This window comes from Burkholderia sp. AU28863, from assembly GCF_002223195.1.
GTDB lineage: Bacteria > Pseudomonadota > Gammaproteobacteria > Burkholderiales > Burkholderiaceae > Burkholderia > Burkholderia sola.
The window spans coordinates 160,891-180,520 of sequence record NZ_NKFE01000002.1; the positions used below are offsets into that span (position 1 = coordinate 160,891).

The following is a 19,630-nucleotide window of genomic DNA, read 5'->3' on the forward strand; positions in this document are numbered from 1 at the left end:
CGGCGCAGGCCATTCGGCCGACCCGCGCTCACAGCCACGCGGCGACGCCGCCGTGCCCCGAGCACGTGCCGCGTCGGTGGCGGCTGAAGCTGTACGTGCCGTCGCGGCAACGCGCGCTCGCGCCGTCCGGCACGCGGCCCGATTTCGAATGCGCGGGCGCATGCACGGTTTCGCCGTCGCGGTTGCGATACGTGTCGTGACGGTCGAGATCGGCTTCGTTGCCGTAGCCGGGCGGCGCGCGATAGGCGTGCGCGGGAAGCGGCAGCGCGGCGCCCGCGACGAAGAGCGCGGCGGACAGGGTCGCGACATGGGTCGCGCGGCGGAGCAGGGTGCGCATGGTCTCTCTCGTTCCGTTCGTTGTTATCGATGTCGGGCCGATCGCCCGCGCCGCATGTTAGCGGATCGGCGCCGGGTGCCGGCGCGACGCTACGCCGCGCCGTCGGCCTGAGCGGCATCGAAAATCCACCGGCGGAACGCGGCAACCTTCGGCCGTTCCGCGTGATGCGGCGGAGAGTGGGCGTGTCGCGCGGTTTCCGGTAGGGTGACCGGACCGTCGACCATCGACGCGCGGTCGGGGAGGCATCGTGACATTCGACGAAGTCCGGCAGATCGCACTGACGTGGCGCGGCGTCGAGGAAGGCACGTCGTACGGCACGCCCGCGCTCAAGGTGAAGGGCAAGCTGCTCGCGCGGCTGCGCGAGGACGGCGACACGCTCGTCGTGAAGGGCGTCGGCCCCGACGAGCGCGCCTGGCTGATCGAGTCGGCGCCCGACGTGTATTACGTGACCGATCACTATGTCGGCTGGCCGATCGTGCTGGTGCGCCTGTCGGCCGCGCATCCCGACGCCGTGAAAAACCTGCTCCTGCGGGAGTGGCGCGCAATCGTGCCGGCGAAGTGGCGGAACGAAGCCGCAGGCGACACGAACTGAACGGCGCGCGGAGCACGCGAGCCGCCGCCGAAACCGGATCAAGCGTTGCATCGGTTCGTGTCGATGCAACGAGTGGTTCCATCGAAATTCTCCAATTGGTTCTTAGTGAAGAACCGTTTGGTGCTTACACTCCTTCGCTTCGAAGGCGGCTGACGACGGCCGACGGAACGGGCGTACGCGATGCCCGGCGCCCGGTGCGCCGCATCGCACCCGCAGCTTCGCAGACTGCGCGGACGACCCGACCGGAACGGCCCCATCCGGCCTCATGCCCGCGTGCGCCGCACGCGCGGCCGCGGCCGGATTCAAGAACGACAACTCCCGCGCCGCCTTCACGCGACACCGGTCGTACCGGAACCGTTTTTTGGAGAGAGACAGATGAGTGGAAGCAACACAGGCCTCGGCACCGGCCTGAAGCAGCGTCACGTCACGATGATGTCGATTGCCGGCGTCATCGGCGCGGGCTTGTTCGTCGGCTCCGGCCACGCGATCGCGGAAGCCGGGCCGGCATCGATACTCGCGTATGCGATCGCGGGCGTGCTGGTCGTGCTGGTGATGCGCATGCTCGGCGAAATGGCCGTCGCGCATCCGGACAGCGGGTCGTTCTCGACCTATGCCGATCGAGCGATCGGCCACTGGGCGGGCTTCACGATCGGCTGGCTGTACTGGTGGTTCTGGGTGCTGGTGATCCCGATCGAGGCGACCGCCGCCGCGACCATCCTCAATGCGTGGTTTCCGGGCATCGCGACGTGGATCTTCGCGCTCGGCATCACGCTGCTGCTCACCCTCACCAATCTCTTTTCCGTCAAGAACTACGGCGAATTCGAATTCTGGTTCGCGCTGATCAAGGTCGTCGCGATCGTCGTGTTCCTGTGCATCGGCGGCGCGGCGATCGTCGGCATCATTCCCGCGCCGGCCGTGTCGGGCGTGTCGAACCTGTTCGTGCACGACGGCTTCATGCCGCACGGCGCGAGCGCGGTGCTCGCGGCGATGCTCACGACGATGTTCTCGTTCCTCGGCACCGAGATCGTGACGATCGCGGCCGCCGAATCGGACAACCCGCAACGCCAGATCGTGCGTGCGACGAACTCGGTCATCTGGCGTATCACGCTGTTCTATCTCGGCTCGATTCTCGTCGTCGCGGCCATCGTGCCGTGGAACGACCCGCTGCTGCCGAAGCACGGCTCGTATCAGCGCGCGATGGAATTGATCGGCGTCCCGAACGCGAAGGCGATCATCGACGTGATCGTGCTTGTGTCGGTCGCGAGCTGCCTGAATTCGGCGCTGTACACGGCGTCGCGGATGCTGTTCTCGCTGTCCAGGCGCAAGGACGCGCCCGCCTTCCTGCATCGCACCGATTCGACCGGCACGCCGCGCGCGGCCGTGCTCGCGTCGACCGCGTTCGGTTTCCTGACCGTGATCGCGAACTACCTGATGCCGGAGCAGGTGTTCGGCTTCCTGCTCGCGACGTCGGGCGCGATCGCGCTGCTCGTGTATCTCGTGATCGCGATCTCGCAGCTGCGGATGCGCAAGACGCTCGAGGCGGGCGGCGCGGACCTGACGCTGCGGATGTGGCTGTTCCCGTGGCTCACGTGGGCGGTGATCCTGTTCATCTGCGGCACGCTGACCGTGATGTTCGTCAGCGAGGAACACCGGATGGAGGTTGGCGCGACGGCCGTGCTGGCGTTGATCGTGCTGCTCGCGTCGTGGCTGAACAAGCGTGGGCGCGATGCGCGGGCGGATGCGGGGCGGCGGGTGTCGGCGACGTGATGAATTGAAGTGGCGGCGGGGCGCGAAACCCCGTTCATGAAAATGGCTTGATCGGCGGTTGCCGGTCGGGCCATTTGTCTTTTTTGCGCGAGCACGCGGATACACGTAACGTCACGCTGTCCGGTCTTTCGTACCCCGCGATCGTTGATGTACGAACGCGTCAAAATCGAACTCGTCTGATTTCATCGCGAACGGCAACGCCATACATTGATCGCTTCGAGAACCGAAGTGAATGATGAGGCCGACTCGCTTTAGCGGTCGCGCCAGGAGAGGCAAATGGCGAACGAAAGCCTGAGATTGAGTGACGCAGGCTGGGCCGAGCTGCGGAGACGGGAAAGCGCAGTCATGGCTTACTACAACGACCAAGCGAACAACTGTACCTATGGTATCGGAACGCTGGCTCACACCGGGCCGTGCACCCCGGAAGAATTGCGCACGCCGGTTGCGACGACGCAAGTCAATGCACAACTCGCGGTCCGGGTCCGTCGGGCAGAAGCCGCCGTGCGGCGACATGTCCCGCTTCGGCAATTGACGCAGTTGCAATTCGATGAGCTCGTCAGCTATGCCTACAATACCGGCAACACAGGTGCGCTGGCCGTGTTCCGTTCAGCGAATCAGAGCGACGACGCGGGCGTCGTGTCGCACATGAATCAGCGCGTCTGGATTCATCCGCGAGACGATAACGGGCGTCGTCTGGCGCCCGTTCGTTCAAACGGGCTTGTCAACCGGCGCCGACTTGAATCGGTGCCGTTCCAGTCACAACAGAGGGCACCGTGAGAACGGCCATGATCGGTTTGCTCGTGCTGACGTCGACGCATGCATTTGCCGGCCCGACGGCAGCGGACGAGATAGCGGCGCGCAGCGGCTTGCCGGCAAGCGAGGTCAACGCGCTGCTCAGTGACTGTGAATCGAGCCAGACGAGCATGAATTTTTGCGCGTGGCGCGATCAGCTCGTCGCCGAGCGGGAATTGCAGCGGATCGTCGACAAACAGGTGAGCGAGCAGCCACGGCGCAAGGCGGCGCTCGACGCGCAGATGGCGAAGTGGAAGAAAGCGCGCGACACATCCTGCGAAAAATCGGCGCGTAACGCATGGGGCGATGGTTCGATGCGACCTGCGGCACGGGCGATCTGTGCAACGGAGGCAACGAAGGAAATGGTGAAAAGGTTGTCGGCTCGCGCTTCCCGCAAACCTTCATGAATCGGTCCGACATGACAAAAGGCCGCTGCGTTCGCGATCTCGTCACTGCCGATGCGTGTTCGCCATGTCATGCAGGAGTGATGCCCTGGCGTACTCGCGTCCTGTTATCAGGAGATCAGGTCGGCTGGCGTCCGCTTAAACGACCGTGCCCCGATGTGTGACGATCGATTCGTTCCCGTTGGGAAATAAATCATCGACACGTGGGATATTTGTTACTGAGACAGTTTCACTTATTCTACGGGCTCACCACCAATCAAGAGTCCGACCATGTCGATCCGTCATCTGTTTTCTTCCGCATTCGCGGCGAGTGCACTACTCGGCGCCGCATCCGCGAGCATCGCCGCCCCGCTGACCGTCGATGTCTACAATCCGGGCGCGCATGCGATCTTCCCGGTTTCGTCCGAAATCGTTTCGGGCAAGACCGAGGCGATCCTGATCGACGCCCAGTTCCAGCGCAACGACGCGCAGGCGCTGGTGAGCCGGATCAAGGCGAGCGGCAAGACGCTCAAGGCCGTCTACGTGAGCCACAGCGACCCCGACTATTACTTCGGGCTGGAGACCATTCACGCGGCGTTCCCGGATGCGAAGGTCATCGCGACGCAGCAGACCGTCGCCGCGATCGAGGCCAGCAAGGACGGCAAGCTCGCCTACTGGGGCCCGATCCTGAAGGACAATGCGCCGACTTCGGTGATCGTGCCGCAGCCGCTCGACGGCAATACGCTGCGCGTCGACGGCGAGCCGCTGCGCATCGTCGGGCTTGACGGCCCGACGCCCGATCGCACGTTCGTGTGGATTCCTTCCACACGGACCGTGGTCGGTGGCATCCCGGTCGCCGCGAACATTCACGTGTGGATGGCCGACACGCAGACGCCGCAGTCGCACGCGAACTGGCTGGCGACGCTCGAGCGGATCGATGCGCTGAAGCCGGCGCGCGTCGTGCCCGGCCACTTCCTGCCGAACCGTGACGGCAGCCAGCCGTTCGCCACCGGCGTCGCGTTCACGCGCAATTACGTGAAGGCGTTCGACGACGAAGCGGCGCGCGCGAAGGATTCGGCGGCGCTGATCGCGGCGATGGAGGCGCGCTACCCGGATCTCGGCGAGAAGTCGTCGCTCGAGCTGGGCGCGAAGGTCGCCAAGGGCGAGATGCAATGGCCCGCGCCGGCGCCGTTCCCAGCGGCGGGCAAGACGGTGCGCGTGCAGCTCGGCGCTGCCGCGTTCGACCTGCACTTCCAGGACGACAAGACGATGTCGTTCGTCGGCACGGCCGGCCAATTCAACGGTGTGACGGATACGGTGCAGTACATGGCGCGCGAGATCCGTCCGCAGGTGTACATGGTGTACTGGCATGAGCCGTCCACCGGCTCGAACGTCGTGCACGTCGAGGATTTCGAACGCGGCACGGTGGACACGAACATCGTGACGAAGGACGGGCAGTTCCTGCATATGTCCGGGACACTGAAGATCGTCGGGCGGGAATGAGTCGGTCTTCCGTCATCGAAAAAGAAAAAGCCCGCATTCAGCGGGCTTTTTTACGGTCGATGCAGCAGCAACGCTCAAACGTTGAACAGGAAGTTCATCACATCCCCGTCGTGCACGACATATTCCTTCCCTTCCGCACGCATCTTGCCGGCTTCCTTCGCGCCTTGCTCGCCCTTGTACGTGACGAAGTCGTCGAACGCGATCGTCTGCGCACGGATGAAGCCGCGCTCGAAGTCGGTGTGGATCACGCCGGCCGCCTGCGGAGCGGTATCGCCGATGTGGATCGTCCACGCGCGCACTTCCTTCACGCCCGCGGTGAAATAGGTCTGCAGGCCCAGCAGCTTGAAGCCCGCGCGGATCACGCGGTCGAGGCCCGGCTCTTCCATGCCCATGTCGGCGAGGAACGCTTCCTTGTCCGCGTCGTCGAGATCGGCGATTTCCGCCTCGATCGCCGCGCACACGGCGACCACCGGCGCGTTTTCGCTTTCCGCGTACTTGCGCACCGCCTCGAGGTGCGGGTTGTTCTCGAAGCCGTCGTCCTTCACGTTGGCGACATACATCGCCGGCTTCGCGGTGATCAGGCAGAACGGCTTGATCAGCGCCTGTTCGTCGTCCGACAGCGCGAGGCCGCGCACGGCCTTGCCCTGGTCGAGCTGCGCGCGCACTTTTTCGAGCACCGCGACGAGCTTCGCCGCTTCCTTGTCGTTGCCCGACTTCGCCGCCTTCGAATAGCGCGTGAGCGCCTTCTCGATGGTGCCGAGATCGGCGAGCGCGAGTTCGGTGTTGATCACTTCGATGTCGTCGATCGGGCTGACCTTGCCGGCGACGTGAATGACGTTGTCGTCCTCGAAGCAGCGCACGACGTGCGTGATCGCGTCGGTTTCGCGGATGTTCGCGAGGAACTGGTTGCCCAGGCCTTCACCCTTGCTCGCGCCCGCGACGAGGCCCGCGATGTCGACGAACTCGACGACGGCCGGCACGACGCGCTCCGGCTTGACGATCTCGGAGAGCGCCTTCAGGCGCGTATCCGGCACTTCGACGATGCCGACGTTCGGCTCGATCGTGCAGAACGGGTAGTTCTCGGCGGCGATGCCGGCCTTGGTCAGCGCATTGAACAGGGTGGACTTGCCGACGTTGGGCAAGCCGACGATGCCGCATTTGAGACTCATGGAATCCTTCGGACGGGTGAGGCGGCGCGGCCGGACAGGGCACGGCGGCGCGGGAAAAAAGGGCGGCCGGCGCGTGGAGCGCGGCGGGCCGACGGTCAAAAACGCTATTGTACCGTGCCGGCGCGCCGGATTCCGGGCCTGGCGCCGAACGGCCGATGCGGCGGGCCGTCGCGCGGGCGCGCCGGCCTGCGATTCTGCTGATTTCCCGCAAAGTCCGGCCGCGTAAGGGTTTGGCCCCGCGGCTATAATGCCCGCCATGACTGCCCACCACTCCTTCGACGTCGCCGTGGTCGGCGGCGGGCTCGTCGGCAAGACGGCCGCGCTCGCGCTGACCCAGTCCGGCTACAAGACAGCCTTGCTCGCCCAGCCGGCCACGCCGCGCCCCGCCGATCTCGCGTTCGACACGCGCATCTACGCGCTGTCGTCCAGTTCGCAGGCGTTGCTCGAGCGGCTGCGGGTCTGGCAGGCGCTCGATCACGGCCGGCTCGCGCCGGTCTACGACATGCGCGTATATGGCGATGCGCACGCCGAACTGCATTTCTCCGCCTACCAGGCGTCCGTGCCGCAGCTCGCATGGATCGCCGAATCGTCGCTGGTCGAGGCGTCGCTCGACGCCGCGCTGCGGTTCCAGCCGAACCTCACGTGGTTCGACGCGCGTGCGCAGGGCTTCGACGTGCGCGACGACGCGGCCGTGCTCACGCTGTCGTCGGGACAGGTGCTCGAAGCCGATCTCGTCGTCGGCGCCGACGGCGCGCATTCATGGGTGCGCTCCCAAATGGGGGCCAGGGTGGAGCGGCGCGACTACCGGCAGACGGGCGTCGTCGCGAACTTCAAGGCCTCGCTGCCGCACCGCGAGACGGCGTACCAGTGGTTCCACGAAGGGGAGATCGTCGCGCTGCTGCCGCTGCCGGACGGCCATGTGTCGCTGGTATGGTCCGCGCACACCGCGCATGCGGACGAACTGCTCGCCCTCGATCCGGCGCAGCTCGCGGCCGAGGTCGAGCGCGTGTCGCACGGCCAGGTCGGCACGCTCGAATGCGTGACGCCGGCCGCCGGCTTCCCGCTGGCGCTGCAGACGGTCGACAAGCTGATCGCGCCGCGCGTCGCGCTCGTCGGCGATGCCGCGCACCTGATCCATCCGCTCGCCGGGCAGGGGATGAACCTGGGGTTGCGCGACGTCGCCGCGCTCGCCGACGCGATCGCGCGCAAGGAAAGCTTTCGCAACCTCGGCGATCCGGTGCTGTTGCGCCGCTACGAGCGTTCGCGCCGCGAGGATATCCGCGCGCTGATGGTCGCGACCGATGGCTTGCAGCGGCTGTTCGCGGTGCCGGGCTCGCTCGCGAAGGCGGTGCGCAATGCGGGCATGGCGTTCGTCGGCGCGCAGCCGCTCGTGAAGCGCTGGCTCGTGTCGGCCGCGCTCGGCTGATCGAACCTTCCGCCACTGCGTGGGTCGGAGACGGTTCCGTTACGGCGTACACTGTGCCGTGCACTCCGATTGAGCTGAAGGAAGATTTCGATGAAAAAAACGATCCGCATCGCGTCGCTGGCGCTGGCCGTCACGATGGCGACGCTTGGCTGCACCGCGCAGGCCGACCAGACCACCGACAAGCTGAAGGCCACGCTGCAAGCCCGTCTCGGCAACGACGCGCCGATCAAGAGCGTGTCGAAATCGCCGGTTGCAGGCCTTTACGAAGTGAACCTCGGCTCGCAGATCATCTATAGCGACGCGGCGGGCGACTACGTGCTGCTCGGCGATCTCGTCGACACCAAGTCGCACAAGAACCTGACCGACGCCCGCCTGTCCGAAATCAACAAGATCGACTTCGCGAGCCTGCCGTTCGCGAATGCGATCAAGGTCGTCAAGGGCAATGGCGCCCGCAAGATCGCGGTGTTCTCCGATCCGAACTGCCCGTACTGCAAGAAGCTCGAGACGACGCTGCAGTCGGTCGACAACGTGACCGTCTACACGTTCCTGTACCCGGTGCTGTCGCCGGATTCGACCGCGAAGTCGAAGGCGATCTGGTGCGCGACCGACCGCGCGAAGACCTGGGAAAGCTGGATGCTCGACCACCGCGCGCCGTCCGGCGCCGGTACCTGCGACACCACCGCGCTCGACAAGAACCTCGCCCTCGGCCGCGGGATGAACGTCACGGGCACGCCGACGATCTTCTTGCCGGACGGCCGCCGCCTGCCGGGCGCGGTATCGGCGGACCAGCTCAACCAGGCGCTCGCCTCGAGCAAGTAACCGACTGCACGCCGGGCGCATGGCCCGGCCAGCGAGGGGCGCCCGCACGATCTGCCGGCGCCTCTCTTCGTTTTCGCCGCCGTATTCGACCGACCGATTGCCACGATGACCCAGCCGATCCGCTATTCGATTGTCCCGAAAGATCTTGCCGCCCACCTGTTCGAAGTGACGGTGACGGTTGCCGATCCCGATCCCGAAGGCCAGCGCTTCTCGCTGCCGGTATGGATTCCCGGCAGCTATCTCGTGCGTGAGTTCGCGCGCAACATCGTGACGCTGCATGCGTTCAACGACGCGGGCCGCAAGGTGCGCATCGCGAAGACCGACAAGCATACGTGGCAGGCCGCGCCCGTCGCCGGCGCGCTGACGCTGCGCTACGACGTCTATGCGTGGGACCTGTCGGTGCGCTCCGCGTATCTCGACGACTCGGGCGGCTTCTTCAACGCGACGGCCGTGTTCCTGAGCGTCGTCGGCCGCGAGGCGGCGCCGTGCGAAGTCGATATCGCGAAACCGGCCGGCCCGGCGTTCCGTACGTGGCGCGTCGGCACCGCGCTGCCCGAGGCGCGCGGCACCAGGCGCTACGGTTTCGGCGCGTATCGCGCGGCGAACTACGACGAACTGTCCGACCATCCGGTGACGATCGGCGAATTCGCGCTCGCGACGTTCGACGCGCACGGCGTGCCGCACGACATCGTGATCGCCGGGCGCGTGACGCAGCTCGACCTGGAGCGGCTGCGTACCGATCTGAAGCGCGTATGCGAAGCGCAGATCGCGCTGTTCGAGCCGAAGTCGAAGAAGGCGCCGATGGATCGCTACGTGTTCATGACGCTCGCGGTCAGCGACGGCTACGGCGGCCTCGAGCATCGTGCGTCGACCGCGCTGATCTGCAACCGGACCGACCTGCCGGTGAAGGGGCGCGCGGAAACGACGGAAGGCTATCGCACCTATCTCGGCCTCTGCAGCCACGAGTATTTCCACACGTGGAACGTGAAGCGCATCAAGCCGGCGGCGTTCGTGCCGTATGACCTCACGCGCGAGAACTACACGTCGCTGCTGTGGCTGTTCGAAGGCTTCACGTCGTATTACGACGACCTGATGCTGGTCCGCAGCGGGCTGATGTCGCAGGACGACTATTTCGCGGCGCTCGGCCGTACCGTTGGCGGCGTGCTGCGCGGCACGGGCCGGCTCAAGCAGAGCGTCGCGGAAAGCTCGTTCGACGCGTGGATCAAGTACTACCGCCAGGACGAGAACGCGACCAACGCGATCGTCAGCTATTACACGAAGGGCTCGCTCGTCGCGCTCGCGTTCGATCTCGCGATCCGCGCGCGGACGCGCAACCGGAAGTCGCTCGACGACGTGATGCGCCTGCTGTGGCAACGCTACGGCCGCGACTTCTATCACGGCAAGCAGGCGGGCGTGGACGAAAACGAAGTCGAGACGCTGATCGAAGAGGCGACGGGCGTCGCGCTCGGCCGACTGTTCGCCGACGCCGTGCACGGCACGCGCGACCTGCCGCTCGGCGAACTGTTCGCGCCGTTCGGCGTGACGCTGGCCCCCGACGTCGCGCTCGGCGCGGCCGCGAAGCCGACGATCGGCGCGCGCCTGCGCGGCGGCGCGGACTGCACGTTGGCGGCGGTCTACGAAGGCGGCGCCGCGCATCGCGCGGGGTTGTCGGCCGGCGACACGCTGATCGCGGTGGACGGGCTGCGCGTAACGGGCACGAACCTCGATGCGCTGCTCGCACGCTACCGGCCGGGCGACAAGGTCGAGGTTCACGCGTTCCGCCGCGACGAGCTGCGCACCGCGAAACTGAAGCTCGACGGGCCGGACATCACCCGCTACCGGCTGACGGCGGCCGCGAAGCCGGCCGCGGCCACGAAGGCGCGCGAAGCCTGGCTGAAGGGGTAAGCGTACGAAAGCGGGTGGCGGGGCGCGATCCAGGATTGTTCTGCTGTTGCAACAATCCGTCGCCCTGAACCCGCTTTTTCGCGGTCATATGGCCACGCACAATGGCGTCACTCGCGCTACCGAAGCGCAACCCCACCCGGAGCCTGACATGACGACCATTCTGCAAATCAATTCCGCTGCGCGTTCGCAAGGTGCGCAATCCACGCTGCTGGCCAACGAACTGACGGCAAAGCTGCAACAATCGAACCCCGGCGCGAACGTCGTGGTTCGCGACCTGCTCGCCGATGCGCTGCCGCACCTCGACGAATCGGTGCTCGGCGCGTTCTTCACGCCGGCCGACCAACGCACCGCGGAACAGAATGCGATCGTCGCGAAGAGCGATGCACTGATCGCCGAGCTGCAGGCTGCCGACATCATCGTGATCGGCGCGCCGATGTACAACTTCGGCATCTCGTCGCAACTGAAGACGTATTTCGACTGGATCGCCCGCGCAGGCGTCACGTTCCGCTACACCGAGAACGGTCCGGAAGGCCTGATCAAGGGCAAGAAGGTTCACGTCGTGACGGCCCGTGGCGGCAAGTATCTGGGTACGCCGAACGACAGCCAGACCCCGTACCTGCGCACGTTCCTCGGCTTCATCGGCCTGACCGACGTGAACTTCATCCATGCGGAAGGCCTGAACCTCGGCCCGGACGCGCAGAGCGCCGCGCTGGCGGGCGCACGCGAAGCGATCGCCGCCGCGTAACGCGCCAGGTCGACGCGGGTGCCACGCACCCGCTGCGTCGCCCGATAAAAAAACGCCGCGCCCTTCACGAAGGGACGCGGCGTTTTTGCATTCGGCCGGCGAACTCGCCGCCGAGGCCGTTACGCGAGCGTTTCGGCCACGTCCGGCAGACGCCAGTCGATCGGTTCGCGGCCGGCATCGACCAGATAGTCGTTTGCGAGCGCGAAATGGCGGCAGCCGAGGAAGCCGCGGTGCGCGGACAGCGGCGACGGATGCGGCGCCTCGAGCACGCAATGCGCGTTCGCGTCGAACAGCGCGCGCTTGGCCTGCGCGTGCGCGCCCCACAGCATGAATACGAGCCCGCGATGGCGGCGGGCGAGCTCGCGGATCAGCGTGTCCGTGCACTGCTCCCAGCCGCGCTTCGCATGGCTCGCGGCCGCGCCGCGCTCGACCGTCAGCACGGTGTTGAGCAGCAGCACGCCCTGGCGCGCCCACGTGTCGAGGCAGCCGTGACGCGGCGTGTCGTGACCGAAGTTCGCGGCGATTTCCTTGAAGATGTTGCGCAGCGACGGCGGCGTGCGGACGGCCGGCGGCACCGAGAACGCGAGGCCGTGCGCCTGCGGCGTGCCGCGATCGTCGCCATGGTACGGATCCTGGCCGAGGATCACGACCTTCACGTCGTCGGGATGCGTCAGGCGCAGCGCGCGGAACACGTCGGTCGGGTAGACCGTCTTGCCGGCGGCGCGCTCTTCGTCGACGAAGCGGCACAGCGGCGCGTATGCGTCGCTGTCGGTGAACGGTTTCAGTACGTCGCGCCAGACGGCCGGCAGCGCGTCGAATTGCGCGGCGAGATGCGGTACGTCGGCGGCAACGGGTCGCGGTGCCGCGGCGGCCGGGGCTGGCTCGGGCATGGGCGCCGGCGCCGGTGCGGCGGCTTTCTTCGCGGGTTTGCGCCGGGCTGCCGGCGGCTCGGAAGCCGCGGACGGAATATCGGCCGGTGCCGTTTCCGGCACGGGATCGTCGAACAGCGACGCCTGTTGCGGCGCGCGGGAAGTCTTGCGGGTTGCCATGCGTGATGCGTGTTTATTGCGCGCGCAGCCGGTAGCCGCGCTGCGCCTTGCTGATGTTTTCGGGAACGAGGCCCGGCAGCGCCTGCTGCAGTTCGGCGGCGAGCGTCGCGAGCGCCGTTTCCGGGCCGTCGATCAGTTCGAGTTCGATTTCGCTGATCGGTTCGCGGCGCGTTTCGTGTTCCGCCTGGACGACAATCTCGCCGAGGTCCACCGCGGCCTCGACGGTTGCGCCGCCGATGGCGATGCGCCACAGCGTACGCGAAAAATCCGTGCGGAACAGTGCGTGCAGCGCGCCGGCCGCGTCATTGAGCGCGGCGGCGGCTTCCGGCACGTCGCAGGCCGCGACGAGCGCGTCGATTTCGAGCGCGTCGCCCGCGACCGGCAATTCCCACTCGTGGCGGCTGTGCAGGCCGCCTTCCGCGCTGCCGACCGTCTTGAACGTCTGCAGCCAGCCGTCCGGCGTGCGGCGCACGCGCACCGCGCTCTTCGAACGCGCGAGCGCGAGATCGGGCGTGTCGTAATAGACGTTCGCGAGCGTGATCGCGCGACCGGGTTCGCCGGTCAGCGTCTCGAAGAAGCGGCGCGCGGCCTCGGCCAGGCCGGCCGGCAGCGCGAGCTTGATTTCCTGTTCGATCGCCATCAGAAGAACATCCGTGCGAGTTCCTCGCCCGGCTGGTCGGCGCGCATGAACGCCTCGCCGACGAGGAACGTGTTCACGTTCGCCGCGCGCATCGTGTCGACGTCGGCGCGCGACAGGATGCCCGATTCGGTCACGACGATACGGTCCGCCGGAATCATGTCGAGCATGTCGAGCGTGGTCTGGATCGACGTCTCGAACGTGCGCAGGTTGCGGTTGTTGATGCCGAGCAGCGGCGTCTTCAGCGTCAGCGCCTGTTCCATCTCGTGGCGGTCGTGCACTTCGACCAGCACCGCGAGGCCGAGCGAGTGCGCATACGCTTCGAGATCCTGCATCAGCGGCGTGTCGAGCGCGGCGGCGATCAGCAGGATCGCGTCGGCGCCCATCGCGCGGGCTTCGACGATCTGGTACGCGTCGACGATGAAGTCCTTGCGCAGCACCGGCAGCGTGCAGGCCGCGCGGGCTTCCTCGAGATAGCGGACGCCGCCCTGGAAGAACTGCTCGTCGGTCAGCACCGACAGGCACGCGGCGCCGTGCGCCGCATACGAGCGCGCGATGTCGGCCGGCACGAAATGCTCGCGCAGCACGCCTTTCGACGGGCTCGCCTTCTTGATTTCGGCGATCACGGCGGCATTGCCGGCTGCGTGTTTCGCCCGCAGCGCGCCGACGAAGTCGCGCAGGTCGCGCGCCGATGCTTCGAGTTTCAGTGCCTCGAGCGGCGTGCTGCGGATGGCTGCCGCGATTTCTTCGCGCTTGACGGCGATGATTCGGTCGAGAATGTCGCTCATAGGGGTTCCTGCTGGGTTCGTAAGAGGGTCAGCGCTTGAACTGCTGCGTGAAGCGCACGAGTTCGTCGACCTTCGCACGGGCCTTGCCGCTCGCGATCGCTTCGCGGGCCAGCTGGATGCCGTCCGCGATCGACTCGGCGATATTGGCCGCGTAGAGCGCGGTGCCCGCGTTCAGCGTGACGATCTCGCGCGCGACGCCCGGCTGGTTGTCCAGCGCGCCGAGCAGCATCGTGCGCGATTCGTCCGCATTTTCCACCTTCAGCGTGCGGTTCGACACCATCTGCAGGCCGAAGTCCTCCGGATGGATCTCGTATTCGTGCACCTTGCCGTCGCGCAATTCGCCGACGAGCGTCGCGGCCCCGAGCGACACCTCGTCCATTCCGTCCTTGCCGTACACGACGAGCACGTGCTGCGCGCCGAGGCGCTGCATCACGCGTACCTGGATGCCGACGAGGTCGGCGTGGAACACGCCCATCAGCTGGTTCGGCGCGCCGGCCGGATTGGTCAGCGGGCCGAGGATGTTGAAGATCGTGCGCACGCCGAGCTCGCGGCGCACGGCCGCGATGTTCTTCATCGCCGGGTGATGATTCGGCGCGAACATGAAGCCCATGCCGGTTTCGGCGATCGATGCGGCGACCTGGTCCGACTGCAGGTCGATGTTCACGCCGAGCGCCTCGAGCACGTCGGCACTGCCGGACTTGCTCGATACGCCGCGGTTGCCGTGCTTCGCGACCTTCGCGCCCGCGGCCGCCGTGACGAACATCGACGCGGTCGAGATGTTGAACGTGTGCGAGCCGTCGCCGCCGGTGCCGACGATGTCGACGAAATTCGAGTTGTCCAGCACCTCGACGTGGTTCGCGAATTCGCGCATCACGGTCGCGGCGGCGGCGATCTCGCCGATCGTCTCCTTCTTCACGCGCAGCCCGGTGATGATCGCGGCCGCCATCACGGGCGACAGGTCGCCGCGCATGATCAGCCGCATCAGGTGCAGCATTTCGTCGTGGAAGATCTCGCGGTGCTCGATCGTGCGTTGCAGCGCTTCCTGCGGGGTAATCGTCATCGTGCGCCTCCCGTCAGGCAGCCGGTGCGGCGGCATGGGCCGCTGCGCGATGCTGCTTCAGGAAATTCTCGAGCAGCGCATGGCCGTGCTCGGACAGGATCGATTCCGGGTGGAACTGCACGCCTTCGACCGGCAGCGTCTTGTGGCGCACGCCCATGATCTCGCCGTCGTCGGTCCACGCGGACACCTCGAGGCAGTCCGGCAGCGATTCGCGTTCGATCGCGAGCGAGTGGTAGCGCGTCACGTCGAAATGCTTCGGCAGGTCGGCGAACACGCCGCGGCAGTCGGTTTCGATCCGGCTCACCTTGCCGTGCATGATGGTCTTCGCGCGCACGACGCGGCCGCCGAACGCTTCGCCGATCGCCTGGTGGCCGAGGCAGACGCCGAGGATCGGCTTCCGGCCCGCGAATTCGCGCAGCACGTCGAGCGTGATGCCCGCGTGCTGCGGATTGCTCGGGCCGGGCGACAGGCAGATGGTGTCGGGGTTCAGGCGCGCGATGTCGTCGAGCGTGATTTCATCGTTGCGGTAGGTACGCACGTCCTCGCCGAGTTCGCCGAAGTACTGGACCAGGTTGTAGGTAAACGAGTCGTAGTTGTCGATCATGAGCAGCATGGTCAGTCTCCGGTCAGAAGTCGCTATCGAGGCCGTCCTGGACCTGTTCGGCCGCACGCAGCACCGCGCGCGCCTTGTTCTCGGTCTCTTGCCATTCGGATTCGGGCACCGAATCCGCGACGACGCCGGCCGCCGCTTGCACGTACAGGTTGCCGTTGTGGATCAGGCCCGTGCGGATCGCGATCGCGAGATCCATCTCGCCCGAGAACGACAGGTAGCCGACCGCTCCGCCGTACAGCCCGCGCTTGACCGGCTCGAGCTCGTCGATCAGTTCCATCGCGCGCACCTTCGGCGCGCCGGACAGCGTGCCGGCCGGGAACGTCGCGCGCAGCACGTCGTAGTTCGTCATGCCGGGCTTCAGCTTGCCTTCGACCGAACTGACGATGTGCTGCACGTGCGAATACTTCTCGATCACCATCTTGTCGGTCACCTGCACCGAGCCGATTTCCGCGATGCGGCCGACGTCGTTGCGCGCGAGGTCGATCAGCATCACGTGTTCGGCGATTTCCTTCGGATCGTTCAGCAGCTCGGTCGCGAGTTCCGCGTCGCGCTCCGGCGTGTTGCCGCGCGGGCGCGTGCCGGCGAGCGGGCGGATCGTGACGATCTGGTCGTCGCCGCGCTTTTCCTGGCGCACCAGGATTTCCGGCGACGCGCCGACCACGTGGAAATCGCCGAAGTTGTAGTAATACATGTACGGCGACGGATTCAGCGAACGCAGCGCGCGGTACAGCGACAGCGGATTGTCGCGGTACGGCTTCGTCAGCCGCTGGCCGACCTGGATCTGCATCAGCTCGCCGGCCGCGATGTATTCCTTCGCCTGGCGCACGGCGGCCAGATAGTCGTCCTTCTTGAATTCGCGGAACGTCTCGGTGCGCACGCTCGCCGACGTGACGGGCGGCTGCACGGTCGTGCGCAGGCGCTGTTTCAGTTCGCGCAGGCGGTGTTTCGCCTTCGCATACGCTTCGGGCTGGCCCGGGTCCGCGTAGATGATCAGGTAGAGCTTGCCGGCGAGGTTGTCGATTACCGCGACTTCCTCGGTCAGCAGCAACTGGATGTCGGGCAGGCCGAGATCGTCGCGCGGCGCGGTGTTCGCGAGCTTCTTCTCGATGTAGCGCACCGCGTCGTAGCCGAAGTAGCCGGCGAGGCCGCCGCAGAACCGCGGCAGCCCCGGGCGCTGCGCAACCTTGAAGCGCGCCTGGAACGATTCGATGAACTGGAACGGGTCGCCGTCGTGCGTCTCGACGACCTGGCCGTCGCGCACCACTTCGGACACGCCGTTGCGGGTGCGCACGAGCGTGCGGGCGGGCAGGCCGATGAACGAATAGCGGCCGAAACGTTCGCCGCCGACCACCGATTCGAGCAGGAACGAGTTGGCGCCCGCGCGTTCGGGCTGGGCCAGCTTCAGGTAGAGGGACAGCGGCGTTTCGAGATCGGCAAGGGCTTCCGCGATCAGCGGGATGCGGTTGTAGCCTTCGTTCGCGAGCGATTGGAATTCGAGTTCGGTCATGTTCCGGTCCTGTTCGGGACGAGCGGCGCGTGCGCCAGGGATCATTTGACGCTGCGCGGCTGGCCGTCGGCGAAAGGGCGGTCGATCGAGAAGTGCCTGTTGCCGGCCGGCACTCCGGGCGTGAACGTCGCGAGCCTGCGGCCGATCCTGAACGCAAGCGTTCGGGCGCGGTGGAACTCGAGGTGGTGCGACGGTCGGCGCGCGGATGCGCAGCGAGATAAAAAACGGCGCTGAAGACGTGCTTCAGCGTACCTCATCGAAGAGGTTAGCGCGACCAGCGACGCCAGGGCCAGGCTCCCCGGTCGATGCTGCTCAGACTCCGTTTTTTATTCAGAAACATGCGGATGGAAGAAATAATCAGACGGTTGGCCGGCCGGCATTGTGCGCGGAAATTGCGCGGGCCGCGACCAGCAACGAATCGACTATACCATCCGAATTTATCGTTTGTATAGCTTTGCCGTGGTTGTAGCCGTACGGCACCGTCAGCGTCGCCATCCCGGCCGCGCGGCCTGCCAGCGCGTCGTTTTCCGAGTCGCCGATCGCGACCGCGGCGTCCGGCGCGACGCCGAGCGCGTCGCACGCCGTCAGCATCGGCAGCGGATCGGGCTTCTTGCGCGCGACGCTGTCGCCGCCCAGCACGATGCCGAAGCAGCCGGCCAGCCCGTATTGTTCGAGCAGTTCGACCGCGAAGCGGTGCGGCTTGTTCGTCACGCACGCGAGCCGGATGCCGGCCGCGCGCAGCGCATCGAGACCGACTGCCACGTCCGGATAGAGACGCGTGTGGCGACCGTTGATCTTCGCGTATTCGGTCTGGTAGATCGCCAGTGCATCGTCGAAGCGCGCGTGCGCTTCGTCGGCCGGAAAGCGCGGCTTCAGCACGCTGTGGATCAGGTGTTCGGAGCCCTTGCCGACGTAGCCGATTACTTCGTCGCGCGACGTGGCCGGCGCGCCGAGTTGCGCGAGCATCCCGTTCAGGCCGGCCGTGAAATCGTCGGCCGTGTCGACCATCGTGCCGTCGAGGTCGATCAGCGCCGCATCGATGCGCGGCGCGGCGAAGCGGATCGGCGCGGCGTCCGTGGCGGCCCCGGCCGGCGCGTGGCCGGCGAACGACGAGTCGGCCACGGCGTCAGCTCCGCTCGACGGTCGCGAGCGCCGCGCGCATCTCGTCGATCACCTTGCGGTAGTCGGGCTTGCCGAAGATCGCCGAACCCGCGACGAACGTGTCGGCGCCGGCCGCCGCGATTTCCGCGATATTGTCGGCCTTCACGCCGCCGTCGACTTCCAGCAGGATCTCACGGCCCGTGCGTTCGGTGTACGCGTCGATGCGGGCGCGCGCTTCGCGCAGCTTGTTCAGCGTTTCCGGAATGAACGACTGGCCGCCGAAGCCGGGATTGACCGACATCAGCAGCACGAAGTCGAGGCGATCCATCACGTGGTCGAGGTAGTTCAGCGGCGTGGCCGGATTGAACACGAGACCGGCCTTGCAGCCGTGGTCGCGGATCAGCGACAGCGTGCGGTCGATGTGGTCCGAGCCTTCCGGGTGGAAGCTGATCAGGTTCGCGCCGGCTTTCGCGAAATCGGGCACGATCCGGTCGACCGGGCGCACCATCAGGTGCACGTCGATCGGCACCTGCACGTGCGGGCGGATCGCCTCGCAGACGAGCGGGCCGATCGTCAGGTTCGGCACATAATGGTTGTCCATCACGTCGAAGTGAATCCAGTCGGCGCCGGCGGCGACCACGTTGCGGACTTCTTCGCCGAGCCGTGCAAAGTCGGCCGACAGGATGCTGGGAGCGATGCGGAATTGAGTCATGACAGGGGAGCGGGGACGTTGCGGCGCAAAACCGTCATTCTACCGTCCGGCGACCCGCTGCGCGGCGGCAGGCCGTGCGGTTGCGGCCCGAATGCGCATAGAATGCCGAACCAATGCGGCGCGCCCGCGGCCCGGCCGCTCGAGTCGGCGCGCGCGGTTACCTACAGCGGACACACCATGAGTCAGTATCAGTTCACCGTTTCGGTGAAAACCAGCTACTTGCCGGAACAATCCGACCCCGATCACCGTCAATACGCATTCGCGTACACGCTGACGATCCGCAACACCGGGCAGGTCGCGGCGCAGTTGATCGCACGTCACTGGATCATCACGGACAGCGAGAGCCACGTGCAGGAAGTGAAGGGGCTTGGCGTCGTCGGGCACCAGCCGCTGCTGCAGCCGGGCGAGCATTTCGAATACACGAGCTGGGCCGTGATCGCGACGCCGGTCGGCACGATGCGCGGTGCGTACTTCTGCGTGGCGGAGGACGGCGAGCGTTTCGAGGCGCCGGTCGACGAGTTCGCCCTGCACATGCCGCGCACGCTGCATTGAGCGTGCGGCGCGCGTCAGCGCGGCTGGCGGTCGTCGCGGCGGGCCTGCTTCTTTCTGCCCGACGAAGTCCATACGACGATGAAGATCAGCAGGGCAAGCGCGACGAAGGCTTCGAGCGCGAAGATGAGCATCGGATATTGGTCGAGAAAATCTGACATGGCGGTTTCCATCAA

Annotated in this window: 21 protein-coding genes; 10 read left to right on the forward strand and 11 right to left on the reverse strand. The window is 66.5% G+C overall.

Features of this window, described 5'->3' with window-relative positions:
* Positions 1-28: 28 nt before the first annotated feature.
* Positions 29-337 (reverse strand): DUF3761 domain-containing protein, encoded by a 309-nt coding sequence (locus CFB81_RS02140; protein WP_069619483.1) that lies wholly within the window; start codon positions 335-337, stop codon positions 29-31.
* Positions 338-584: 247 nt separating this feature from the next.
* Here CFB81_RS02140 and CFB81_RS02145 point away from each other — a divergent pair, with 247 nt between their 5' ends.
* The 5 genes from CFB81_RS02145 to CFB81_RS02170 all read left to right on the forward strand — a co-directional run bounded on the left by CFB81_RS02145 (position 585) and on the right by CFB81_RS02170 (position 5,374).
* On the forward strand, positions 585-929 hold the full coding sequence (locus CFB81_RS02145; RefSeq protein WP_089434476.1) for an MmcQ/YjbR family DNA-binding protein: 345 nt from the start codon (positions 585-587) through the stop codon (positions 927-929).
* A 375-nt stretch (positions 930-1,304) separates the two neighbouring features.
* Entirely contained in the window at positions 1,305-2,696 is a 1,392-nt protein-coding gene (gabP, locus tag CFB81_RS02155) for a GABA permease (protein WP_089434477.1), read from the forward strand.
* A 276-nt stretch (positions 2,697-2,972) separates the two neighbouring features.
* Entirely contained in the window at positions 2,973-3,473 is a 501-nt protein-coding gene (locus CFB81_RS02160; RefSeq protein WP_089434478.1) for a lysozyme, read from the forward strand.
* Between the two features lie 8 nt (positions 3,474-3,481).
* Complete coding sequence (locus CFB81_RS02165; RefSeq protein WP_069619486.1) at positions 3,482-3,895, forward strand: lysozyme inhibitor LprI family protein; 414 nt, start codon at positions 3,482-3,484, stop codon at positions 3,893-3,895.
* A 267-nt stretch (positions 3,896-4,162) separates the two neighbouring features.
* Entirely contained in the window at positions 4,163-5,374 is a 1,212-nt protein-coding gene (locus CFB81_RS02170) for an MBL fold metallo-hydrolase (RefSeq protein ID WP_089434479.1), read from the forward strand.
* Between the two features lie 74 nt (positions 5,375-5,448).
* Here CFB81_RS02170 and ychF read toward each other — a convergent pair whose 3' ends face one another.
* Positions 5,449-6,543 carry a redox-regulated ATPase YchF gene (ychF, locus tag CFB81_RS02175; RefSeq protein ID WP_006477050.1) on the reverse strand — a complete coding sequence of 365 codons (1,095 nt, stop codon included), beginning with the start codon at positions 6,541-6,543 and terminating at the stop codon, positions 5,449-5,451.
* A 247-nt stretch (positions 6,544-6,790) separates the two neighbouring features.
* Between ychF and CFB81_RS02180 the strand changes: the two genes are divergently transcribed.
* The 4 genes from CFB81_RS02180 to CFB81_RS02195 all read left to right on the forward strand — a co-directional run bounded on the left by CFB81_RS02180 (position 6,791) and on the right by CFB81_RS02195 (position 11,438).
* On the forward strand, positions 6,791-7,969 hold the full coding sequence (locus CFB81_RS02180) for a UbiH/UbiF family hydroxylase (RefSeq protein WP_069619488.1): 1,179 nt from the start codon (positions 6,791-6,793) through the stop codon (positions 7,967-7,969).
* A 90-nt stretch (positions 7,970-8,059) separates the two neighbouring features.
* Positions 8,060-8,788, forward strand: coding sequence for a DsbC family protein (locus tag CFB81_RS02185; RefSeq protein ID WP_069619489.1), 729 nt, complete (start codon positions 8,060-8,062; stop codon positions 8,786-8,788).
* A gap of 105 nt (positions 8,789-8,893) precedes the next feature.
* Positions 8,894-10,693 carry a M61 family metallopeptidase gene (locus CFB81_RS02190; RefSeq protein ID WP_089434480.1) on the forward strand — a complete coding sequence of 600 codons (1,800 nt, stop codon included), beginning with the start codon at positions 8,894-8,896 and terminating at the stop codon, positions 10,691-10,693.
* Between the two features lie 148 nt (positions 10,694-10,841).
* The gene (locus tag CFB81_RS02195) at positions 10,842-11,438 is read left to right on the forward strand and encodes an FMN-dependent NADH-azoreductase (RefSeq protein ID WP_069619491.1); all 597 of its coding nucleotides are present in this window, start codon (positions 10,842-10,844) and stop codon (positions 11,436-11,438) included.
* Between the two features lie 119 nt (positions 11,439-11,557).
* Here CFB81_RS02195 and CFB81_RS02200 read toward each other — a convergent pair whose 3' ends face one another.
* The 8 genes from CFB81_RS02200 to rpe all read right to left on the reverse strand — a co-directional run bounded on the left by CFB81_RS02200 (position 11,558) and on the right by rpe (position 18,905).
* The gene (locus tag CFB81_RS02200) at positions 11,558-12,487 is read right to left on the reverse strand and encodes a uracil-DNA glycosylase (RefSeq protein WP_089434481.1); all 930 of its coding nucleotides are present in this window, start codon (positions 12,485-12,487) and stop codon (positions 11,558-11,560) included.
* Between the two features lie 13 nt (positions 12,488-12,500).
* The gene (locus CFB81_RS02205) at positions 12,501-13,127 is read right to left on the reverse strand and encodes a CYTH domain-containing protein (protein WP_089434482.1); all 627 of its coding nucleotides are present in this window, start codon (positions 13,125-13,127) and stop codon (positions 12,501-12,503) included.
* The gene (trpC, locus tag CFB81_RS02210; protein WP_089434483.1) at positions 13,127-13,912 is read right to left on the reverse strand and encodes an indole-3-glycerol phosphate synthase TrpC; all 786 of its coding nucleotides are present in this window, start codon (positions 13,910-13,912) and stop codon (positions 13,127-13,129) included. The genes CFB81_RS02205 and trpC overlap by 1 nt, the downstream gene beginning before the upstream one ends.
* Positions 13,913-13,940: 28 nt before the next feature.
* Positions 13,941-14,972, reverse strand: a complete 1,032-nt coding sequence (gene trpD / locus CFB81_RS02215) for an anthranilate phosphoribosyltransferase (protein WP_069619509.1) — start codon at positions 14,970-14,972, stop codon at positions 13,941-13,943.
* Positions 14,973-14,985: 13 nt separating this feature from the next.
* Positions 14,986-15,585, reverse strand: a complete 600-nt coding sequence (locus CFB81_RS02220; protein WP_069619494.1) for an aminodeoxychorismate/anthranilate synthase component II — start codon at positions 15,583-15,585, stop codon at positions 14,986-14,988.
* 13 nt (positions 15,586-15,598) lie between these two features.
* Complete coding sequence (gene trpE, locus CFB81_RS02225) at positions 15,599-17,092, reverse strand: anthranilate synthase component I (RefSeq protein ID WP_050013049.1); 1,494 nt, start codon at positions 17,090-17,092, stop codon at positions 15,599-15,601.
* Positions 17,093-17,449: 357 nt separating this feature from the next.
* Positions 17,450-18,214 (reverse strand): phosphoglycolate phosphatase, encoded by a 765-nt coding sequence (locus CFB81_RS02230; RefSeq protein ID WP_089434484.1) that lies wholly within the window; start codon positions 18,212-18,214, stop codon positions 17,450-17,452.
* A gap of 4 nt (positions 18,215-18,218) precedes the next feature.
* Positions 18,219-18,905 carry a ribulose-phosphate 3-epimerase gene (rpe, locus tag CFB81_RS02235; protein ID WP_006482066.1) on the reverse strand — a complete coding sequence of 229 codons (687 nt, stop codon included), beginning with the start codon at positions 18,903-18,905 and terminating at the stop codon, positions 18,219-18,221.
* 177 nt (positions 18,906-19,082) lie between these two features.
* On the opposite strand from rpe, the gene apaG reads away from it, so the two are divergent.
* Positions 19,083-19,457, forward strand: coding sequence for a Co2+/Mg2+ efflux protein ApaG (gene apaG / locus CFB81_RS02240; protein WP_006477037.1), 375 nt, complete (start codon positions 19,083-19,085; stop codon positions 19,455-19,457).
* A gap of 14 nt (positions 19,458-19,471) precedes the next feature.
* On the opposite strand, the gene CFB81_RS36430 is transcribed toward apaG, so the two are convergent.
* Positions 19,472-19,627, reverse strand: a complete 156-nt coding sequence (locus tag CFB81_RS36430; RefSeq protein WP_249190562.1) for a hypothetical protein — start codon at positions 19,625-19,627, stop codon at positions 19,472-19,474.
* Positions 19,628-19,630: the final 3 nt, after the last annotated feature.